This window comes from Streptomyces sp. 7R007 (assembly GCF_054850255.1).
This window is the reverse complement of the sequence record NZ_JBTWMV010000038.1, coordinates 49076-69309: the sequence shown is the minus strand read 5'-3', so window position 1 is coordinate 69309 and position 20234 is coordinate 49076. Positions and strand designations below refer to the sequence as shown.

Annotated in this window: 22 protein-coding genes and 1 pseudogene; 10 read left to right on the top strand and 13 right to left on the bottom strand. The window is 71.7% G+C overall.

Annotated elements, in window-relative coordinates:
* Window positions 1-210: pseudogene (locus tag ACYF6T_RS33970) on the top strand (hypothetical protein); the annotation flags it as partial.
* 55 nt (window positions 211-265) lie between these two features.
* Window positions 266-769: a hypothetical protein gene (locus tag ACYF6T_RS33965; RefSeq protein ID WP_461701348.1), complete on the top strand. Its 504-nt coding sequence runs from the start codon at window positions 266-268 to the stop codon at window positions 767-769.
* Here ACYF6T_RS33965 and ACYF6T_RS33960 read toward each other — a convergent pair.
* The gene (locus tag ACYF6T_RS33960) at window positions 736-951 is read right to left on the bottom strand and encodes a hypothetical protein (protein ID WP_461701347.1); all 216 of its coding nucleotides are present in this window, start codon (window positions 949-951) and stop codon (window positions 736-738) included. The two genes, ACYF6T_RS33965 and ACYF6T_RS33960, sit on opposite strands and share 34 nt — an antisense overlap.
* Window positions 952-1045: 94 nt before the next feature.
* Between ACYF6T_RS33960 and ACYF6T_RS33955 the strand changes: the two genes are divergently transcribed.
* The gene (locus ACYF6T_RS33955) at window positions 1046-2011 is read left to right on the top strand and encodes a GlxA family transcriptional regulator (protein ID WP_461701346.1); all 966 of its coding nucleotides are present in this window, start codon (window positions 1046-1048) and stop codon (window positions 2009-2011) included.
* 10 nt (window positions 2012-2021) lie between these two features.
* On the opposite strand, the gene ACYF6T_RS33950 is transcribed toward ACYF6T_RS33955, so the two are convergent.
* The 10 genes from ACYF6T_RS33950 to ACYF6T_RS33905 form a co-directional block, all read right to left on the bottom strand.
* On the bottom strand, window positions 2022-3401 hold the full coding sequence (locus ACYF6T_RS33950) for a bifunctional albaflavenone monooxygenase/terpene synthase (protein ID WP_461701345.1): 1380 nt from the start codon (window positions 3399-3401) through the stop codon (window positions 2022-2024).
* Window positions 3398-4483, bottom strand: coding sequence for an epi-isozizaene synthase (gene cyc1, locus ACYF6T_RS33945; RefSeq protein ID WP_461701343.1), 1086 nt, complete (start codon window positions 4481-4483; stop codon window positions 3398-3400). The genes ACYF6T_RS33950 and cyc1 overlap by 4 nt, the downstream gene beginning before the upstream one ends.
* Window positions 4484-4773: 290 nt before the next feature.
* A complete protein-coding gene (def, locus tag ACYF6T_RS33940; protein ID WP_461701341.1) occupies window positions 4774-5424 on the bottom strand; it encodes a peptide deformylase in 651 nt (216 codons plus the stop codon).
* 63 nt (window positions 5425-5487) lie between these two features.
* Window positions 5488-6468 (bottom strand): tetratricopeptide repeat protein, encoded by a 981-nt coding sequence (locus ACYF6T_RS33935; RefSeq protein ID WP_461701339.1) that lies wholly within the window; start codon window positions 6466-6468, stop codon window positions 5488-5490.
* Between the two features lie 107 nt (window positions 6469-6575).
* Window positions 6576-7865: an HD-GYP domain-containing protein gene (locus ACYF6T_RS33930; protein WP_461701338.1), complete on the bottom strand. Its 1290-nt coding sequence runs from the start codon at window positions 7863-7865 to the stop codon at window positions 6576-6578.
* Window positions 7862-9178, bottom strand: a complete 1317-nt coding sequence (locus ACYF6T_RS33925) for an HD-GYP domain-containing protein (RefSeq protein ID WP_461701336.1) — start codon at window positions 9176-9178, stop codon at window positions 7862-7864. The genes ACYF6T_RS33930 and ACYF6T_RS33925 overlap by 4 nt, the downstream gene beginning before the upstream one ends.
* A 144-nt stretch (window positions 9179-9322) precedes the next feature.
* Window positions 9323-9625 carry a mycothiol system anti-sigma-R factor gene (gene rsrA / locus ACYF6T_RS33920; protein ID WP_461701335.1) on the bottom strand — a complete coding sequence of 101 codons (303 nt, stop codon included), beginning with the start codon at window positions 9623-9625 and terminating at the stop codon, window positions 9323-9325.
* Window positions 9622-10317 carry an RNA polymerase sigma factor SigR gene (sigR, locus tag ACYF6T_RS33915; protein WP_461701333.1) on the bottom strand — a complete coding sequence of 232 codons (696 nt, stop codon included), beginning with the start codon at window positions 10315-10317 and terminating at the stop codon, window positions 9622-9624. The genes rsrA and sigR overlap by 4 nt, the downstream gene beginning before the upstream one ends.
* Window positions 10318-10574: 257 nt before the next feature.
* On the bottom strand, window positions 10575-11204 hold the full coding sequence (locus ACYF6T_RS33910; RefSeq protein WP_461701331.1) for an alpha/beta hydrolase family protein: 630 nt from the start codon (window positions 11202-11204) through the stop codon (window positions 10575-10577).
* A 1-nt stretch (window position 11205) separates the two neighbouring features.
* Window positions 11206-12021, bottom strand: a complete 816-nt coding sequence (locus tag ACYF6T_RS33905; RefSeq protein ID WP_461701330.1) for an SOS response-associated peptidase — start codon at window positions 12019-12021, stop codon at window positions 11206-11208.
* A 332-nt stretch (window positions 12022-12353) separates the two neighbouring features.
* On the opposite strand from ACYF6T_RS33905, the gene ACYF6T_RS33900 reads away from it, so the two are divergent.
* From ACYF6T_RS33900 to ACYF6T_RS33880, 5 genes are all read left to right on the top strand, one after another.
* On the top strand, window positions 12354-13073 hold the full coding sequence (locus ACYF6T_RS33900; RefSeq protein ID WP_461701328.1) for a M50 family metallopeptidase: 720 nt from the start codon (window positions 12354-12356) through the stop codon (window positions 13071-13073).
* 64 nt (window positions 13074-13137) lie between these two features.
* A complete protein-coding gene (gene aroA, locus ACYF6T_RS33895) occupies window positions 13138-14466 on the top strand; it encodes a 3-phosphoshikimate 1-carboxyvinyltransferase (RefSeq protein ID WP_461701327.1) in 1329 nt (442 codons plus the stop codon).
* Between the two features lie 12 nt (window positions 14467-14478).
* Window positions 14479-15489: a ribosome small subunit-dependent GTPase A gene (gene rsgA, locus ACYF6T_RS33890; RefSeq protein ID WP_461701326.1), complete on the top strand. Its 1011-nt coding sequence runs from the start codon at window positions 14479-14481 to the stop codon at window positions 15487-15489.
* 76 nt (window positions 15490-15565) lie between these two features.
* A complete protein-coding gene (locus ACYF6T_RS33885) occupies window positions 15566-15889 on the top strand; it encodes a DMT family transporter (protein WP_461701324.1) in 324 nt (107 codons plus the stop codon).
* Between the two features lie 102 nt (window positions 15890-15991).
* Window positions 15992-16336: a DUF1330 domain-containing protein gene (locus tag ACYF6T_RS33880; RefSeq protein ID WP_461701323.1), complete on the top strand. Its 345-nt coding sequence runs from the start codon at window positions 15992-15994 to the stop codon at window positions 16334-16336.
* A 127-nt stretch (window positions 16337-16463) separates the two neighbouring features.
* On the opposite strand, the gene ACYF6T_RS33875 is transcribed toward ACYF6T_RS33880, so the two are convergent.
* The gene (locus tag ACYF6T_RS33875) at window positions 16464-17069 is read right to left on the bottom strand and encodes a TetR/AcrR family transcriptional regulator (protein WP_461701351.1); all 606 of its coding nucleotides are present in this window, start codon (window positions 17067-17069) and stop codon (window positions 16464-16466) included.
* Window positions 17070-17237: 168 nt separating this feature from the next.
* Between ACYF6T_RS33875 and hisN the strand changes: the two genes are divergently transcribed.
* Both hisN and ACYF6T_RS33865 read left to right on the top strand, forming a co-directional pair.
* Window positions 17238-18038, top strand: coding sequence for a histidinol-phosphatase (gene hisN, locus ACYF6T_RS33870; protein ID WP_461701322.1), 801 nt, complete (start codon window positions 17238-17240; stop codon window positions 18036-18038).
* Between the two features lie 179 nt (window positions 18039-18217).
* Window positions 18218-18610 carry a CBS domain-containing protein gene (locus ACYF6T_RS33865; protein ID WP_461701321.1) on the top strand — a complete coding sequence of 131 codons (393 nt, stop codon included), beginning with the start codon at window positions 18218-18220 and terminating at the stop codon, window positions 18608-18610.
* A 71-nt stretch (window positions 18611-18681) separates the two neighbouring features.
* Here ACYF6T_RS33865 and ACYF6T_RS33860 read toward each other — a convergent pair whose 3' ends face one another.
* Window positions 18682-20133, bottom strand: coding sequence for a catalase (locus ACYF6T_RS33860; protein ID WP_461701320.1), 1452 nt, complete (start codon window positions 20131-20133; stop codon window positions 18682-18684).
* Window positions 20134-20234 lie beyond the last annotated feature (101 nt).

The following is a 20234-nucleotide window of genomic DNA, read 5'->3' as shown; positions in this document are numbered from 1 at the left end:
AGCACCCAGTACGACAAGCTGACGGTCACCGCCGGATCGACCACCCTGGCGACGTACTCCAACCTCAACGCCGCCTCCGGCTACACCCAGAAGTCCTTCGACCTGAGCTCCTACGCGGGCTCCACCGTCACCCTGAAGTTCAGCGGGGTCGAGGACTCCTCGCTCCAGACCAGCTTCGTCGTCGACGACACCGCCGTCACGACCAGCTGACCCGGGCGGGATCCAGGCGCATGGGTGGTACGTCCAAGCACAGAGGAGGCCCCCCATGCGCCGAACCATCCACCGCGCGACCCTCGCCCTCGCCGCGCTGACCCTGTTCCTCGCGGGCTGCGGCGACCAGGCGGGCAGCGGAAACGGAACCGGAAGCGGAAAGGGGGGAGGCGGCGACACCGTGTCGCCGTCCTCCCCCGCACCGAGCACGTCCTCCCCCGCCCCGAGCACGTCCCCGCCCGGTGACTGCGCCCCCCACGGGCAGCTGCACGCCGGCGACAGCGGCCGTACCGTGTGCCTCGCGGTGGGCGAGACGCTGCGGATCGACCTGGACGGTACGGCGAAACGGCCCTGGAAGCCGGTCAGTGTCAGCGGCGGCGGGCTGGAGGCCACCAACAGCGGCTTCGTCATCCAGCCGGGGGACGCGAGCGCCGCCTACCAGGCCGTGGCCGCGGGCACGGCCCGGCTGTCCTCGCAGCGCCCCCTGTGCGCCACGCAGACCGGCCGGGTCTCGTGCCTGGGGATTCAGGAGTGGTGGGTCACCGTGGTCGTCAGGTAGCGCCCGCGCCGGACCGGCCGCCGCCGGTCGTCGAGTTCGCCCCGGGCCCGCGCGGCCTCGCGGATCTCGCGGTCGATGCGGCGGTCGTGGGCGATGCCGAGCACGGACGGCAGGACCAGCAGAACCAGGATGGCGAGAACGGTCAGCATTCCGATCAGTCCTTCGATGTGTGCCGTATCCATGGACACCACTGTCGCGCCGTTGACTCCTTACCAACAGTGGCAGGACTGCCGTACAACCTCGAAATGCTGCCAGTCATGAGGCACACTGGACGGCATGCTGCAGAACGTCGCCGCCGTCGTGCTGGACGGCGTGAACCCCTTCGAACTCGCCGTCGTCTGCGAGGTCTTCGGCATCGACCGCAGTGACGACGGGCTGCCCGTGTACGACTTCGCGGTCGCCTCCGCCGAGGGTCCCCGGCTGACCACGCGCGCCGGCTTCGGCATGCACGTCGAGCACGGTCTGGAGCGGCTGGAGACGGCCGACCTGATCGCCGTGCCGGCCTGCGCCGACTTCGAGCGGCGCGACTTCCCGCCCGAGCTGCTGGCGACGCTGCGCCGGCGGGTCGACGAGGGCGCGCGGGTGCTCAGCGTCTGCTCCGGCGTCTTCCTGCTGGCCGCGGCCGGGCTGCTGGACGGCCGGCGGTGCGCGGTGCACTGGCACCACGCGGACGAGCTGGCGCGGGCCTACCCGCGGCTGACCGTCGAGCCCGACGTCCTGTACGTCGACGAGGACCCGGTGATCACCTCCGCGGGCACGGCCGCCGGCATCGACGCCTGTCTGCACCTGGTGCGCAAGGAGCAGGGCCCGGAGGTCGCCAACAAGATCGCCCGGCGCATGGTGGTGCCGCCGCACCGGGACGGCGGGCAGGCGCAGTACATCGAGCGACCGCTGCCGAAGAGCCCGTGCGACACGGTGGGCGAGGTGCTGGCGTGGATGGAGCGCCACCTCGACCGGGAGGTCACCGTCGAGGAGCTCGCCGAGCGCGCCCACATGTCGCCGCGCACCTTCGCCCGTCGCTTCCAGCAGGAGACCGGGACGACTCCCTACCGCTGGATCCTGCGCCAGCGCGTGCTGCTGGCCCAGCAGTTGCTGGAGGCGACGGACGAGACGGTGGACGCGATCGCCGGCCGGACCGGGTTCGGCAACGCGGCCGCGCTGCGTCACCAGTTCGTCCGGACGCTGGGGACCACCCCGAACGCCTACCGGCGCACGTTCCGGGGCGATGAGGCCGCCGCCTGAGCGGCCCCGCTCACCTCGGCACCGGCTTCACCAGCAGCCGGTGCGGCCGCAGGGTGATGCCGACCCGGGTCGCGTCGTTGGAGCCCGGTACCTGCTCCAGGCGGTACCGGGTCGCCACCGCCGCCGTGACGAGGGTCAGCTGGGCCATCGAGAAGTGGTCGCTGGGACACTTGCGATTGCCCACGCTGAACGGACTCATGGCGTATTTCGGCACGTCCTTGACCCGGTCCGGAAGCCAGCGGTCCGGGTCGAACTCCAGGCTGTCCCGGTACGACTTCGCATCGCGCTGGATCGCGTACGGGCTGTAGACGATGTCGGCCCCGGCCGGAATGCGATAGCCACCGAGTTCGGTGTCGGTCACCGCCCGCCGCGTCAATATCCATACGGCGGGGCGCAGGCGCATGGCCTCGACGACGACATTGTTGGTGTGGGTGAGCTTGCGGACATCCTCGAATGCGACCGGACGGGTACCGCCGGTGACCGAGAGGACTTCGTCGCGCACCTTGTCCGCGTGTTCCGGATGCTCGGCGAGCACCTGTAGCAGCCACATGATCGTGGAGGCCACGGTTTCACTTCCGGGGGTGAGGATCGCGACGACCTGGTCGTGGATCTCCTGTTCCCCGATGGGCTCGCCATTGTCGTCCTCGGCCGCCAGCAAAGCCGTCAGCAAATCGTCCGGCTTTTGACCGGATGCCCGGCGTTCGGCGACGATCTCGTCGACGAGGAGATGCAGATCGGCCAGTGCCCGGTTGAATGCGCGGTTGGGCGGCAGCGGCAGCTTGTACAGCGGTCCGAGGGGGACCACCATCCGCCGGTACATTCCGCGGAAGACGGTGGCGAGGGCGACGCACAGCCGCTCGGCCCGCTCGTCCATGTACTCGCCGCGCAGCAGACAGCGGGCGGCGATGCGGACGGCGACCCGGAAGGACTCGGAGGTGCAGTCCACGGTCTCGCCCGAGCTCCAGCGCTCGGCGAGCGCGTGCGCCTCCTCCTCCATGATCGGCCCGTAGGCGGGGATGGCGTCCAGCCGGAAGGCGGGCTGGATGGTGCGCCGCTGGCGCCGGTGCCGCGGCCCGTTGGCGGTGGCGACGCCCTCCTTGCCGAGCAGCCCCTCCAGGGACTCCCACAGCGGCCCGGCGATGATGAAGTCGGGGTTCAGGGCGAGGGCTCCGGTGAGCGCCGGAGTGGTGGGCGCGTACACCGTCTTGGGGCCGAGTTTGAGGCGTACGACATCGCCGTACTCGCGCAGCCGGGACATGAAAGCGAGCGGGTCGGCGACGAGTTTGAGACCGTGGCCGAGAAGGGGGACCGAGCCGCCCGCGAGGGGTGGCTCACGCAGCTCCGATTCCGCATATATCTGCGGTTCGGGCGTCACAGACTCGACGGTCATTTCTCACCTGCCGCTTCGTTGTTGACGTACGGGGGCGTGGACCGGTCGTCCCAGCTGTCGACCCTGTACCGGCCGGACTCGTGGTGGAACCAGTAGACGGAACTGAACCAGTTCCGCATATTGCCGACGCAGGCCCTGACGGCCGCGCTGATTTCCTTTCCCCGCACCGTGCCGTCGGCGAGGGTGTCGGCGAAACGCAGCGCCTGCCGTTCGGCGACGATGAATTCGGCGATGCATTCCTCGATGCGCCGCCGTATTTCCGCGACGGCTTCTTCGAGATTCAGCCCCTCGTGGGTGACGAGACTGATGCCGAGATTGTGGACCTCGTCGCCCGCTATTTCCTTCGGAAGCGAGCACAGGTCGTTGTACCAGGCGGCGAACTCCTGGCTCAGTAATGCGGCCCGCCGATATGCGGGGTGTGTGCGCACCGCGTCCGGGAGTTCCAGCCCGGCGCTCGGCTCCAGCAGATCGGTCCAGATCCAGTGCGCGAAGGTGAGCCGGCGCAGGGCCAGGTACTCCTCGACCGTGGGGACGGTCCCCTCGCTGCGGTTGGTGAACTCGCGGTCGTACGCCTCGATCACCGCGTGGAAGTGCCGGGCGAAGCGGGCGTTCCAGGTACCGGGCAGGAACGAGTACAGCCGCACCATGCTGTCCGCGAAGGCCGAGACCAGCGGGTCCTGGTGGTGCAGGTGCTCCTGCGGGGAGTCGAGCGCCGCGTGCAACCGGAACCTCAGCCGCCGCCAGGCCTGCGGCCGCCGGTGCACGATGTCGCGGTCGTGGCGGTCGTCCCAGACGAAGAACCACGCGCTGTAGTCGGCTATCGCCTGCAGGACCTCGTCGTCGGCGCCCAGGTAGTAGCCCGCCATGAGGTCCGTGTAGCAAAGGCTGTCGGCATATTCCTCCACCTTGTCCGCCGGCATGAGCCGCTTTTCCAGCAGCCAGGTCCGGGTCTTCTCCTGCAGCCGGGGCCAATACGGGTGCAGTTGCCGGGGAAACGCGGCCTCGATCACCGGAAGGCAGAGCGCCGGTGGGACCGCGATCGCGGTCGCCGTCGTGGTGGTGCTGTGTGGGAAAGCATGCACGAACAAACCCCTCTCAGCCGCCAGTTGCGCACGCCCCTCCCGCTGTGCCGGGCGCGCGCCGTTGCGTATCCCCGCACTTCCCATTCAGCACCACAACTGACCGTTCTGGGAACGTATTTGCGCCGTTCACTACCCCAACGTGCCGAGAATCTCCCATTGTGTGACTGATTATGGATCACGAGAGGCGTATATACGATCGAACGTGCGACGGACAGACGAACGGCGCCTGTTGAGGAGGAGGCTCCTGAACAGACGCCGTACGGAAGGGAGTCGGGGCGACCGGTGGGGTGTCAGTCGTTGGCGACCACGGGGTAGCGCGGCTCGTTCTCGGCCATCTGGCGCAGCGCGTCCTTGCGCTCGCGCTTGGAGAGACGGTCGATGTAGAGGTAGCCGTACAGGTGGTCGGTCTCGTGCTGCAGGCAGCGGGCGAAGTAGCCGGTGCCGCGGACCCTGATCGGGTTGCCCTGCTCGTCCTGGCCGGTCACCTCGGCGTAGTCCGGACGGGCGAGCGGCGCGTACGCGGTCGGCACCGACAGGCAGCCCTCGTTGCTGTCGTCGAGGCGGCGCTTGTCGGCGGGCAGGTCGACGAGCCGGGGGTTGCAGACCACGCCGACGTGCCGCACGCCCTGGTCGTCCTGGCAGTCGTAGACGAAGACCTTCAGGTCGACGCCGATCTGGTTGGCGGCCAGACCCACGCCCTCCGCCGTGCGCTGCGAGGCGAACATGTCCGCCACCAGCTGCTGGAGCTCCTCGCCGAACTCGGTGACGTCCCGGCACTCCTTGTGCAGCACCGGGTTGCCGACGACGGTGATGGGCCGGGAGGTGCCGCGCTCCCGCCAGGCGGCCTCGCGCTCCTCGCAGTCCTCCGTGTCGACGACGTACCCCTCGTCGTCGACGGGGAGCACGCCCGCGTGCTGCTGATCGGTGTCCTGCTGAGCCATGACCGACGTATGCCTTCCTACACAAACCAGGGGAGAAGTTGCTGATACAGGGTACGGCGCTGTTCAGCAGACCTCTTCCAGATCCCGCCAGTCCCGCGAATCCGGGCTGTCGGCGACCCAGCCGTCCAGCAGCCCCCGGACCAGTGACGCCGGCGCGGCCACCCCGCACTCGCGCTCCGGCACCCACAGCTGTCCGTCGGTCCGGTGCCCCAGCGGCCCGGGGTGCCCCGGCTCGCTGTGGTCGTGGGGGTCCAGGTGCTCCCCGTCGCCCTCGTCCGACGGCATCCGCGACTCCGAGCACATCCGGCACAGCAGCCGCACCGACGACGACCAGTCCTCCGCCGCGAACCCCGCGTCCGCGGCGAGCCGCTCCAGCGCGTCCCGGTCCGCCTCGGTCGCCGCCTCCAGCAGCACCACCCAGGTCGGCACCGGCGACGGCGCCCACAGCTCGATCTCGTCGAAGACCGGGTAGGAGTGCCCGGCGGCCGTGGTCCGCTCGCCGTGCGGGACGCCGTCGTGCAGCACGACCTCGCCCCAGCGCCGCCCGGACGACGGCAGCGGGATGGACAGCACCTCGATGCGGGCGGGATCCAGCCGCCGTCCCCACACCACCTCGGCCTCGCCTTCCGGCGACAGCCGTACGGCCGCGCTGCCGAGGTCCATGCCGACCGGCTCGCCGGACGCGGTGGCCGTGCCCGGTACCCGCAGCCCGTACGCCTGCCAGGCCCGCCGGGCCAGCGGCCAGTCCTGCAGGGCGGTGGCCGCGATGCCGACGTTCCACCAGTCGGGGGCACCGGTCTCCCGGTCGAGCAGGGCGACGGCGCGCAGCCCGGCCGCGCGGGCCTGCTCCCAGTCGTGCCGGAACTTGTGCAGCAGGGCGAGGTTGAACCAGGACTCCGACAGCCAGGGCTCCAGATCGGCGGCGCGCGTCAGCAGCGCGCCCGCGTCCTCGTACCGGCCGTCGCCGATCAGAGTGAACGCGCGGTCGGTGGCCTGCCGCCAGGAGGCGGAGGGCCGGTGCCGTCCCTTGCCGAAGATCCTCACGATTCCCGCCTGCCAGTTCCGTGGAGTGGGCTGGCTGTACCGCCCCCGGACACCCTCTCCTTCGCATCCAACCACGTGCGGCTGGAAGGGCGCTCATTACCCATGGGTTACCCAGCCGCGGGGAGGGTCAGACGTTCCCGGGCCAGCACCCGGGCCAGCGCCTCCACCACCTCGGGGGCGTACTCCCCTGCGGTGGCCAGCCGCAGCTCCTCCAGCGCCGTCAGCGGGCCGCCGGGCCCCGCTCCCTGCGCCTTCTCCTCGTAGGCGTTCACCGCCCGCACGATCCGCGCGGCGAGCGGCTGCTCCGGGCACGGGTCGGCCTGCCGCTCCACGATCACGGCGACCGCCGGGTCGACCCCGGTCTGGCGTACGACGGCCCCGCCGAGCAGCGCGATACGGCGCTGTTCGGCCACCGGGAGGACGGCGGTGGCACCGGCCGGCACCGGGTCGACCAGGCTGAGCTGGCCGATGTCGTGCATGAGGGCCGCGTACTCCAGCACGGTCAGCTCCGGCCGGGTGAGCCCCAGGTCCCGGCCGACGGCCCGGCTGAGCGCGGCGACGCGGCGGGCGTGCCCGGCCGGGGTGTAGCCGGCGATCTCGGTGGCGCGGGCGAGGGAGGCGATGGTCTGCCGGTTGGTGGTGCGCACGGCCGCGTACCGCTTGAAGGCGAGCTGGGTGAGCAGCAGCGGCAGACAGAACACGGGCAGCGCCCACAGTCCGACGACGGCGACCGCGAGCGCCATCACGGCGCCGGTCGCGCACACGGCCGAGCCGATGCCGAGGAGGGCGCGCAGCTCGTCCCTGAGCAGCGGGCCGAAGGGCCAGCGGGTGCGGGCGTGCGCGAGGGCGGCGGCGAGTACGGCGTCGCACAGCGCGGTGAGGGCGAGCAGCGCGAGCAGCAGCAGGGCGTACGCGGGACCGATCAGGCTGTCGAACAGGCCCCGGTTGTACAGGGGTTGGAAGCAGACGGCGGCGAAGCCGACGGTGAGCACGCGCCGGGCGAGATGGTCGGCGACCGCGTGCTGTCCCCGCCCGATGGGCAGCACGCTGCCGGCGAGGGAGGCGGCGAGGACGACGGCGACGGCCTGGAGGACGCCGTGGTGCGTGGGCCGCCCGGCGTTCTCCCCGAGCAGCGCGTACGCCAGCGCGCCGGCCGCCCCGAGCGGTGCGGCCTCCCTGACCCGGGCCCCGGTCCACCGCCCGAACTCCCCGACGGCGACGAACCCCCCGAAGGCCAGCGCCACGGACCGCTCCGCGAGCCCCGCCCACAAGGTCACCCCCAGCGACACTCCGGCGAGCAGCACGGCGGCACCGTGGATGAGAACGGCCAGCGGCGCACGCCGGCTCGGCAGCGGCCCGCCCACTGCGGCGAGCGCGGGCGTCGCCGGTGCCCTCATCGTCGCACTCCCGACCGGTCCGCCGTGGACGGACGCGGCGGCGGGGGCGCCGGTGGTGGGTGTTCCTCGGACGTCACCACCGGATGCCAGCCGTAGCGGGCCAGCGCGCGGACCAGTGCGGTGACCATCCGGGGGTCGAACTGCCGTCCCGCGCACCGCTGGAGCTCCTCCAGCGCGGCGGCGACGGGCCGGGCGCGGCGGTAGGAGCGGGTGGAGGTCATCGCGTCGAAGGCGTCCGCGACCGCCACCACCCGCGCCGACTCCGGGATCTGGCTGCCGACCAGCCCGTAGGGGTAGCCGCTGCCGTCCAGCCGTTCGTGATGGTGCAGTACGGCCGCCCGCGCCTCCCCGAGAAAACCGATTCCGCGCACCATCTCGTGCCCGTACTCGGGATGCAGCTCGATCACCCGCCGCTCTTCGGGGGTCAGCGGCCCGTCCTTGCGCAACAGCCGGGTGGGGACGCCGAGTTTGCCGACGTCGTGCAGGATGCCGGCGAACCGCAGCACCTCGACGCGCTCCTCGTCCATGCCCAGCTCGCGGGCGATCATCATCGACGCCTGCCCGACCCGCTCGCTGTGCCCGCGGGTGTACCCGTCCTTGATGTCGACGGCCTGCACCAGCGCCCGGATCGTCGCCTGGTGGGCGGCCCGCTCCCGGTGGTACTGCGCGAACGCCCACCACGACACGCACATCGGCAGCAGCACCAGCAGCGCGGCGACGGGCCCGTACGGGCTGCGCCACAGCACGGCCATCATGAGCCCGGCGAGCCCGTGGACGGTGACCGGTGCGAGGGAGCGGACGAACAGGCCGCGCCAGGCCCGCCGTAGCGGCATGTGCTCCGCGAACGCGAGAATCCCGCCGTCCAGGATCGTCAGCGCCAGGCAGAAGGCGAGGACCGCGGCCCCGGCCGGGATCAGGACGTGCGGGAAGTCGCAGGTCACGACGGCGTCCCGGCCGCCCAGCGCCCAGTGCACGCGGCTCGCCGTCCACACGGCGAGGGCCGACTCGGCGGCCCGCCAGACCCGGCGCGGCCACGACGGCCGCCGCTCGACCGGGGACAGCAGCGCCCCCGGCAACGGCACCAGGGCGGCGGCGGGCGGCGGCAGCAGGAAGGCCGCGGCGAGGAGCACGGGGTAGAACGTTCCGGCGAAGCGCCACCGGGCGGCGGCCCGCTCGCAGCCGGCGTACACCGCCGCGAGCAGCGCGATCGCCCACCAGGGCGCACGCTGCCCCGGCAGCGGAAGCAGACAGCACACGGCACCGACAGCCGCACCGGCCACATACGCCCGTGCCCGCGCCGGTACCGCCTCCATCACACCCCTCCCCGGACATGCCTGCTCAGGGTGAGGAGCCTAGGGCGGGTGCGGGGGGAGCCGCGGGCTTATGAACCGCGGATTAGCACGTTCGAGTGACGACAGTCCGTTCCCGAGGGACTTACAGTCCGTTCCCGGGGGAGTTCAGGACTCCTGGGATGTGGCCGTCACGTCGTGCTCGGGCACCGCCTGGCCGGAGCGGATCAGCTCGATCCGCCCCATGACCTTGGCGCGCAGGTCCGTCGGCACGTCGTCATGTCCGCAGCACCGCTTGACCAGCTTCTTCACGGCCTGCTCCAGGCCGTACTTCTCCAGGCAGGGCGAGCACTCCTTGAAGTGCTGCTCGAACTTGCCGCGATCGACGGCCGGCATCTCGCTGTCGAGGAACTCGTAGAGATGGTCGAGGACCTCACTGCAGTCCGTCTCGTGCGGCTCTCCGCAGCTCATGAGCCCGAGCCTTTCGCTTCGTTCGACTCTCCGGCGCCGGCCGGGACCAGTCCGCGCTCACGGGCGTAGTCCTCAAGCATGCCGCGCAGTTGACGGCGGCCCCGGTGCAGCCGGGACATCACCGTACCGATGGGTGTCCCCATGATGTCCGCGATCTCCTTGTACGCAAAGCCCTCTACGTCGGCGAGGTAGACGGCGATGCGGAACTCCTCGGGGATCGCCTGGAGCGCTTCCTTCACGTCCGAGTCGGGCAGGTGGTCGAGCGCCTGCGACTCCGCGGAGCGCAGACCCGTCGACATGTGCGACTCGGCGCGGGCGAGCTGCCAGTCCTCGATCTCCTCCGCGGCGCTGCGCTGGGGTTCGCGCTGCTTCTTGCGGTAGGAGTTGATGAAGGTGTTGGTGAGGATCCGGTACAGCCACGCCTTCAGGTTGGTGCCTTCGCGGAACTGGTGGAAGGACGCGTACGCCTTGGCGTACGTCTCCTGCACCAGGTCCTCGGCGTCCGCCGGGTTGCGCGTCATGCGCAGCGCGGCCGAGTACATCTGGTCGAGGAATTCGAGCGCGTCCCGCTCGAAGCGCGCGCTGCGCTCCGCGGTCGACTCGGGAGTCGTCTGCGCGCTCATGCCCTGGCCCTCGGGCAGCTCCGCCTGGCCGTTGTCGGTCCCTGCGTCGATCCCAGTGACCGGACCCACCTCCTCAAGATTCCGGGCGGCACCGAAACCGGTGTCACCAGAATCGGAGGATAGACGACGACCCGTGCCTGCCGCCCCTCGAATAGGGGTGGTCTTCGCCGCGTGCAGCACCGTCCAGTCCAGGTCAGCGCGGCTGCTGCGGCTCGGGCATACGGTCGAACCCATGCGGCGGACTTCCTCTCCCACGACATCGGTGCTGGTTGGTCAGCACTTCTGTCCGGCTCAACAGAGGCCCGCCCGGCAACATTCCCGGGCCTTCACCCGAGTGACCCGGTCCACTTCAGCACCGCGTCCGTGACGATCGCCACGGCCTGTTCCTGGCCGATGTCCGCCTTCTTCGGCACGGCGAAGGCGTGATCGCCGTACGGCACCTCGACCAGCTCGTAGGTGCCGTCCGGGAACTCCTCGGGCCGGCCGAAGGGGTCGTTGCCGCCCTGGACGACGAGGGTGGGCACCCCTGATCCGAGCAGTTCCCCGGCGCGGGACTTCTCGGGCCGGCCCGGCGGGTGGAGCGGGAAGCTCAGCGCGAGGACGGCGTGGGCGCCCAGCTCGGCGGCCGTGCGGCAGGCGACCCGGGCGCCGGCGCTGCGGCCGCCGGAGACCACCGGCAGCCCCAGTCCGGCCAGCGCGGGCCAGACGCCGCGCCAGCCGAGGTCGAGTGTCCTGGGCGCGGGCGCCACCTTCTTGCCGGCCACCCGCCAGGGCTGCTCCACCAGGGCGACGGTCACCCCGTGCTCCGGCAGCACCTCGGCCAGCGCCCGCAGGTCCCGTGCGTCGATGCCGCCGCCGGCGCCGTGGCTCGCGGCCAGCACCAGCCGGGCCTGCCGCGCCGGGTGCCAGGTGATGCGGGCGTCGCCCGCCTCGGTAGCGATGATCTCGGTCGTCACGTCAGAAGAGTGTGCCCTCTTCGGGCGCTTCCAGCTCCTTCAGCAGCTCCGGTCCGTTGTTGCGGACGTTGCTGACGGCGGTGGAGACCGGGTAGGCGCGCATCAGGCCGGGGGGCGGGGGCGCCAGCAGCGAGCGCAGGTCGTCGAGGTCGGTGCGGGCGGGGTCGAGCCAGTCGTCCCAGCGGTCCGGGGTGAGCATCAGGGGCATGCGGGGGTGGATCTCGGCGAGGGAGTGCGGGCCCTCGGCCGGGGCCACGGCCAGCGGGGTGGCCTCCGCCTCGGTGGTGATCACGGAGCAGGTCACCCACCAGGCCTGCGGGTGGTCGTCGGGCAGGGTCTTGTCCCGCCAGAACTCGTACAGCCCCGCCATCGCGAACACCGACCCGTCCGCCGGCAGCACGAAGTACGGCTGCTTGCGCGGCCGCTTCTTCCTGCCCTCGACCTCCAGGTCCCGCTCCTGCTTGCCGGTGACCCACTCGTAGTAGCCGTCGGCGGGGATGATGCAGCGGCGGGAGGAGAAGGCCCGCTTGTAGGAGGGCTTCTCGTGCAGGGTCTCGGCGCGCGCGTTGATCATCCGCGCGGCGCCCTCGGGCGACTTCGACCAGCTCGGCACGAGCCCCCACTTCAGCGTGCGCAGCTGCCGGACCGGGCGCGGGTCCCCGGCGTCCTTCAGCGGGCGGTCGAGGACGGCGTAGACCTCCTTGGTCGGGGCCACGTTGTAGTCGGGCGCGAGGGTCTCCTCGGGCTCCCATTTCTCGATCTCGAAGATTCCCGCGAGGTCCTCGGGCCTGCGACTCGCCGCGTACCGTCCGCACATCTCCGACCACCCCTCCGACCGCCTCACCGGCGTCTCGCTGACGCCCTCCACCCTACGGAACGGCCACGCGCCGCCGACCCGGCCCGGGACGAACCGCCGTGGCCGGAAAACGCGGGCGGAACCGGCATGCCGGGGCGCGGCACAGGCAATCCCCAGGAAGCGCACAGCCGGCCCGGGTAAAAGCGGGAGCCGGGGTTCGTTCCGCCGCCCCACCAGCGTGACCTGCACGTTCATGGCCAGGAACGTTCCCTGCCGGGTGGGCGTCTCAGGTACCGTCCGCACCTACGCGCCGCCCGCCCGATCCGCCGAGACCCCGGGAGTCACCGCCGACCATGGACAGCACCGCCTCCTCGCTCGCCTCCCTCTGGGACCAGGTCTCCGGCACCCAGCCCGACCCCGACCTGTGGGTGGTGGCGGCGACCCTGGTCGCCGCGCTCGCCGTGACCGTCCCGCACGGCCTGTGGCGGGTCTCGCGCAACGCCATCACCATCGCCCACGAGGGCGGCCACGGCCTGGTCGCCCTGCTCACCGGCCGCACCCTGACCGGGATACGGCTGCACTCCGACACCAGCGGCCTCACCGTCAGCCGCGGCAAGCCGCACGGCATCGGCATGATCCTCACCGCGGCCGCCGGCTACACCGCTCCCCCGCTGCTGGGCCTGGGCGGCGCCGCGCTCCTCGCGGAGGGCCGCATCACCCTGCTGCTGTGGCTGGCGACGGCCCTGCTCATCGCCATGCTGGTGATGATCCGCAACGCCTACGGCGCGCTGACGGTGATCCTCACCGGCGGCATGTTCCTGCTGGTGTCCTGGCTGGCGGGCCCCCAGGTGCAGGCGGCGTTCGCGTACGCGGTCGTGTGGTTCCTGCTGGTGGGCGGCGTACGGCCGGCCTTCGAGCTGCAGGCGAAGCGGATGCGGGGCGGCGCGGGGGACTCGGACGCCGACCAGTTGTCACGGCTGACGCATGTGCCGGCGGGGTTGTGGCTGTTCCTGTTCCACGCGGTGTCGCTGTGTTCCCTGATAGGCGGAGGGCGCTGGCTGCTGGAGGTGTGACCAGCCACAACGCACCCGCACACGGACGACGATCCCCCTCACCCCCTCCTTATAGAGTGGCCCCATGGCCCAAACCCCCGCCGAAGACACCGCCCTCTGGCCCGCCCCCCACGCGAGCGGAGCCGTCGACGCGACGGTCCACGTCCCGGGGTCCAAGTCGGTCACCAACCGTGCCCTCGTCCTCGCGGCCCTGGCCAGCGAGCCCGGCTGGCTGCGCCGCCCGCTGCGCTCCCGCGACACGCTGCTGATGCTGGGCGCCCTGCGCGCGATGGGCGTCGACATCGAGGAGGGCGTCGGCCCCGACGGCACCGGCGAGACCTGGCGCGTCCTGCCCACCGGCCTGCACGGCCCGGCCACGGTCGACGTCGGCAACGCCGGCACCGTGATGCGCTTCCTGCCCCCCGTGGCCGCCCTCGCCAACGGTGAGATCCGCTTCGACGGCGACCCGCGGTCGTACGAACGCCCCCTGCACGGCGTGATCGACGCCCTGCGCGTGCTCGGGGCCCGGATCGACGACGACGGCCGGGGCGCGCTGCCGCTGACCGTGCACGGCGGGGGCGCCCTGGACGGCGGCCCGGTGGAGATCGACGCCTCGTCCTCGTCCCAGTTCGTGTCGGCGCTGCTGCTGTCCGGCCCGCGGTTCAACCAGGGCGTCGAGGTCCGGCACGTCGGCGCCTCCCTGCCCTCCCTGCCGCACATCCGCATGACCGTGGACATGCTGCGCGCGGTCGGCGCCCAGGTCGACACGCCGGAGTCGGGCGGCGAGCCGAACGTGTGGCGGGTGACGCCGGGCGCGCTGCTGGGCCGGGACCTGACCATCGAGCCCGATCTGTCCAACGCGCAGCCCTTCCTGGCCGCCGCGCTGGTGACCGGCGGCAGGGTCGTCATCCCCGACTGGCCGGCCCGCACCACCCAGCCCGGTGACCGGCTGCGGGAGATCTTCACCGAAATGGGTGGTTCCTGCGAACTCACCGAGTACGGACTGGAGTTCACCGGTTCGGGTGGCATTCACGGGATCGACGTGGACCTGGGCGAGGTCGGCGAACTGACCCCGGGCATCGCGGCGGTGGCCGCCCTCGCCGACTCCCCCTCGACCCTGCGGGGCGTGTCCCATCTGCGGCTGCACGAGACGGACCGGCTGGCCGCGCTCACCAAGGAGATCAACGAACTCGGCGGTGACGTGACGGAGACCGCCGACGGGCTGCACATCCGCCCGCGCCGGCTGCACGGCGGGATCTTCCACACCTACGAGGACCACCGCATGGCGACGGCCGGCGCGGTCATCGGCCTCGCGGTCCAGGGCGTGCAGATCGAGAACGTGGCGACGACCGCGAAGACCCTGCCGGACTTCCCCGAGCTGTGGGCCGGGATGCTCGGGAGCGTCGGGGCGTAGGGGCGTACGACCATGCGCCGCTACGGCAAGCACACCGACGAGGACGACATCCGCACCCGTCCCAACCGCAAGGGCACCCGCCCCCGGACGAACATCCGCCCCGCGCACGAAGACGCCGCCGAGGGCATGGTCCTCACCGTCGACCGCGGCCGGCTGACCTGCCTGGTCGAGGACCGGACGGTGCTCGCGATGAAGGCCCGTGAGCTGGGCCGCAAGGCGGCGGTGGTGGGCGACCGGGTGGCGCTGGTCGGTGATCTGTCCGGCAAGAAGGACACCCTCGCGCGGATCGTCCGCATCGAGGAGCGGACGTCGGTGCTGCGCCGTACGGCGGACGACGACGACCCGTACGAGCGCGTGGTCGTCGCCAACGCCGACCAGCTCGCCGTCGTCACGGCCCTCGCCGACCCCGAGCCGCGCCCGCGGCTGATCGACCGCTGCCTGGTGGCGGCGTACGACGGCGGCCTGGAGCCGCTGCTGGTGCTGACCAAGTCGGACCTGGCCCCGCCGGACAAGCTGCTGGAGCTGTACGGCGACCTGGACATCCCGTACGTCGTCACCAGCCGTCAGGAGCTGGAGAGCGGCGACGCGGCGGAGCGGGTGCGGGAGCAGCTGGACGGCAAGATCACCGCCTTCGTGGGCCACTCCGGCGTCGGCAAGACGACGCTCGTCAACGCGCTGGTGCCCGAGGACCGCCGCCGGCTGACGGGGCACGTCAACGCGGTGACGGGCCGCGGCCGGCACACCACGACCTCCGCGCTGGCCCTGCCGCTGGGCGGCTCCGACGGCTGGGTGATCGACACGCCCGGCGTCCGTTCCTTCGGTCTGGCGCACATCGACCCGTCCCGGGTCATCCACGCCTTCCCGGACCTGGAGCCCGGCACGGTGAACTGCCCGCGCGCGTGCAGCCACGACGAGCCGGACTGCGCGCTGGACGCGTGGGTGGCCGAGGGGCACGCGGACCCCGCCCGCCTCTACTCGCTGCGCCGGCTCCTCGCGACCCGGGAGCGCAAGGAGGGTGACTGAGCACCGGGTTGTTTGCCTGTACGTCAGCTCGGTAAGTGCATAATCGCACCGAGCCGGACATGCGGGAGGACAGCACATGGCGTGGCTGCTGGTCATCGTGGCCGGGATTCTCGAGACCGGCTTCGCCGTGTGCCTCAAGCTCTCCCACGGCTTCACCCGGGTCTGGCCGACGATCGCGTTCTGCTGTTTCGCGCTCGGCAGCTTCGGCCTGCTCACCCTCTCCCTGAGAAAGCTCGACGTCGGCCCCGCCTACGCCGTGTGGACGGGTATCGGCGCGGCGGGCACCGCGATCTACGGCATGGTCTTCCTCGGCGACCTGGTCTCGACGCTGAAGATCGTCTCGATCAGCCTGGTCATCGTGGGCGTGATCGGCCTCCAGCTGTCGGGCTCGGCGCACTAGCCCCGCCGCCCTTACCTCCGGGGTAATCGCCGGGTGCCGGGGGCGGTGGCTACGTTCGTCGCGGATTTCCGGCCTTCCGACGGACGAGTGAAGGAGTACGCCGTGTCCGCGTACGGTTTCGCGCATCTGCGCGAGCGTCGTCACCACCCCGACGTGCTGGAGTACCTGGAGCGCATCCAGGCCACCCTCGACCCCTTCCACGGGCGCTTCCTGATCCACGGCCCGCCCGCGGAGGTGGTGGAGGGCGACTGGCCGGGCAGCATGGTGCTGATCGAGTTCCCCGACCTCGCCGCCGCGCGGGCCTGGTACTCCTCCCCCGCCTACCAGGAGATCCTCCGCCTGCGCACGGACCACATCCAGGGCGACCTCGTCCTCGCCGAGGGCGTCGACCCGCACTACGACCCGCGCCACCGGGCGGAGAAACTCCGGGCGGAGGCGGGGTCCTAGACCCTGACTTCCGGATCGCCCCGGCGTCACGGGCCCGGCACGCACTCCCCCACGCTCGGCCTCGCTCCCGCTCGGCCCGGCCGGGAGGCGCCGTATCCGCAGCCGGGGCCTGAGCGGAAGAACCGGCCTAGGCGACCTGGCGGGGCAGGGCTGTGCGGATGAGGTCCGCTACGCCGCCCTCGCCCGGTGGGGCCGCGACGCAGGACAGGGCGAGGCGGACGGCCAGTTCGCAGGTGCGGGCCAGTTCGGCGGTGTCCGACTTGTGGGCGCCGGGGCCGGCGAGGACCGCCACGGCCCGGTCGCGGACGATCGCCACGAAGTCGCCGGGCGAGGGTAACGGCCCGTCGGCCCGGCGCTGCGCCGGCACCGCCGAGGAGGACGGCACCGCGGTCAGGGTCGGGTTGGGCAGCCGTTCGCTCCAGCAGCCGGTGAGCATGGCCCGTACCAGCGCGTTCTCCCGGGCCGCCGACGCCGTCCACTCGGCGGTGGCGGTCAGCCGGTCGCGGGCGTCGGAGTGGGTGGCCAGCGCCCGCTCCACCCCCGCGAGATAGCTGTCCGCCTCCCTTCTGACCAGCGCCCGGGCGAGCCCCTCCTTGCTGCCGAACTCGTTGTAGAGGGTCTGCCGGGACACTCCGGCCGCCGCGGCCACGTCCACCATCCGCACGGCGGACCACGGCCGGCGCGCCAGCGCCGTGTAGGCGGCGTCCAGTAGGGATTCCCGCGCTGCAGGCATCATCGCCTCCCTGGGGCGGAGCGACTCTGCGCCCAGATTTGACGCGCACAGGGGCACTGTCAAGGGTTCGTGAAAGCATGCGGGGGCGCCCTTCGGTCACCATGTGCCGCCAGACCGTAATCGGGCCCGTGTGGCCCCCCGGCCAACTCGCCGGATAGCGTTCGTTCCATGCCGGACTACCTCGACGACCTGCGTTTCGCCCACGTCCTCGCGGACGCCGCCGACGCGGCCACCATGGACCGTTTCAAGGCCCTCGACCTCAAGGTCGAGACCAAGCCGGACATGACCCCGGTGAGCGAGGCGGACAAGGCCGCGGAGGAGCTCGTCCGCGGTCAGTTGCAGCGGGCGCGCCCGCGCGACGCGATCCTCGGGGAGGAGTACGGCGTCGAGGGCACGGGTCCCCGGCGCTGGGTGATCGACCCGATCGACGGCACCAAGAACTACGTCCGCGGCGTGCCCGTGTGGGCCACGCTGATCTCCCTGATGGAGGCGGGCGAGGGCGGCTTCCAGCCGGTCGTCGGCGTCGTCTCCGCGCCCGCGCTGGGCCGCCGCTGGTGGGCGGCGAAGGGCCACGGCGCGTACAGCGGGCGCAGCCTGTCCTCGGCCTCCCGGCTGCACGTCTCGGGGGTCTCGAAGCTGGCGGACGCCTCCTTCGCGTACTCCTCGCTGACCGGCTGGGAGGAGCAGGGCCGGCTGAACGGCTTCCTGGACCTCACCCGCGAGGTGTGGCGCACGCGCGCGTACGGCGACTTCTGGCCGTACATGATGGTCGCCGAGGGCTCGGTCGACATCTGCGCCGAGCCCGAGCTGTCGCTGTGGGACATGGCCGCGACCTCGATCGTCGTGACGGAGGCGGGCGGCGCCTTCACCGGCCTCGACGGCCGCCCGGGCCCGCACAGCGGCAACGCGGCCGCGTCCAACGGCCTGCTGCACGACGAGCTGCTGGGGTATCTCAACCAGCGCTACTGAGCGCCGCCGCCCGGCACCGCTGAGCGCGCACGCCCTCAATGGGCCGCACGCGCCCCCTTGTTGACCCCCGCTTTACCTGTCACTCTGAGAGCCCCCCACTTGTGAATTTGTGAATCCGTGAACTATCGGGCACCGGGAGCCCGGCAGCGACGGAATCCGCCAGGAGGTGGCTCCAGTCCATGCTCGTCCGCGACGCCATGAGCACGGTGGTCCTCACCATCGGCCCCACGCACACCCTCCGCCAGGCAGCCGCCCTGATGTCCGCCCGCCGCGTCGGCGCGGCCGTCGTCCACGACCCCGACGGCACCGGCATCGGCATACTGACCGAACGCGACATCCTCAACTCCGTGGGCCTGGGCCAGAGCCCGGACACGGAGCGCGCCCACGCCCACACCACCACCGACGTCGTCTTCGCCGCGCCGTCCTGGACCCTGGAGGAGGCGGCCCGCGCGATGGCCCACGGCGGCTTCCGCCACCTCATCGTCCTCGACGACGGGGAGACCGTCGGCATCGTCTCCGTCCGCGACATCATCCGCTGCTGGGCGCCGGCCCGGCAGCACGTGCCGGCCTGAGCACACCGGCGGGCCGGGCCCCGTGACGGAGCCCGGCCCACGGCCACGGCGAACGGCCGGCCGCCGGAGCGTCAGCCGCGCAGCTCCCGCACGGCGACCTCCAGCCGCTTGCCGAAGTCGCCGTCCGCCTGGCGGAAGTTGCCGATCGCGCGCTCGACGATGTCGTCACGGGAGACCTTGGCGATGAAGCCCGCCAGGTTGGCGATCAGCCGCTCCTGCTCGTCCGCGGACATCAGCCGGTAGAGGTTGCCCGCCTGCACGAAGTCGTCGTCCTCGGCGTGCACGGGCGTCGGGTGGCTGCCCGTGGCGCCGCTCACGGCGGTGGCCGACCACAGCGGGCGGTCCGTCTGGTACGGGCCGCCGAAGCTGTTCGGCTCGTAGTTCTTCGCGCCGCCGTGCCGGCCGTCGTAGAGGAAGCCGTCACGGGAGTTGGTGCGCGCCTCGGTGGCGTGCGGGCGGTTGACCGGCAGGTGGTCGGCGTTGATGCCGACGCGGTAGCGGTGCGCGTCGCCGTAGGCGAACAGCCGGCCCTGGAGCATCTTGTCGGGCGAGGGGCCGATGCCGGGCACGAAGTGCGCGGGCGAGAAGATGCTCTGCTCCACCTCGGCGAAGATGTTCCGCGGATTGCGGTTCAGCTCCAGCTTGCCGATCTCGACGACCGGGTAGTCCGCGTGCGGCCACACCTTGGTCAGGTCGAAGGGGTTGAAGCGGTACGTCGCCGCGTCCGCGGCCGGCATGATCTGCACGCCCACGGTCCAGCTCGGGAACTCCCCGCGCTCGATCGCCTCGCGCAGGTCCCGCTGGTGGGAGTCGGGGTCCTCACCCGCGAGCCGGTTGGCCTCCTCCTGCGTGAGGTTCCTGATGCCCTGGTCGGTCTTGAAGTGGTACTTGACCCAGAAGACCTCGCCGGCCCCGTTGTTCCACTGGTAGGTGTGCGAGCCGAAGCCGTCCATGTGCCGGTACGACGCCGGGATGCCTCGGTCGCCGAACAGCCAGGTCACCTGGTGGGTGGACTCCGGCGACAGCGACCAGAAGTCCCACACGTTGTCGGCCTCGGTCGAGCCGGTGTACGGGTCGCGCTTCTGGGTGTGGATGAAGTCCGGGAACTTGATGGCGTCCCGGATGAAGAACACCGGGGTGTTGTTGCCGACGAGGTCGTAGTTGCCCTCCTCGGTGTAGAACTTGACCGCGAAACCGCGCGGGTCGCGCACGGCGTCCGCGGCGCCGAGGTTGCCGGCCACGGTGGAGAAGCGCAGGAAGACCTCGGTCTGCTTGCCGACCTCGGAGAGGAAGGCGGCGCGGGTGTACGGCGTCACGTCGGCGGTCACCGTGAAGGTGCCATAGGCGCCGGCGCCGCGCGCGTGCACCACGCGCTCCGGGATGCGCTCCCGGTTGAAGTGGGCCAGCTTCTCCAGCAGGAGCTGGTCCTGCACGAGGACCGGGCCGCCGGCGCCCGCGGTCTCGCTGTTCTGGTTGTCGGCCACCGGTGCACCGGCCTCCGTAGTGAGCGGTCCCTGCGTCACGTGCGCCTCCTGCATAACGTCCCACTGCTCCTGTCACTCGGCTAAAGCCAGTCTCGATCCTACATTGGACTTAGTCCAAGTCAAGCAAGGCTCCAAAGTCA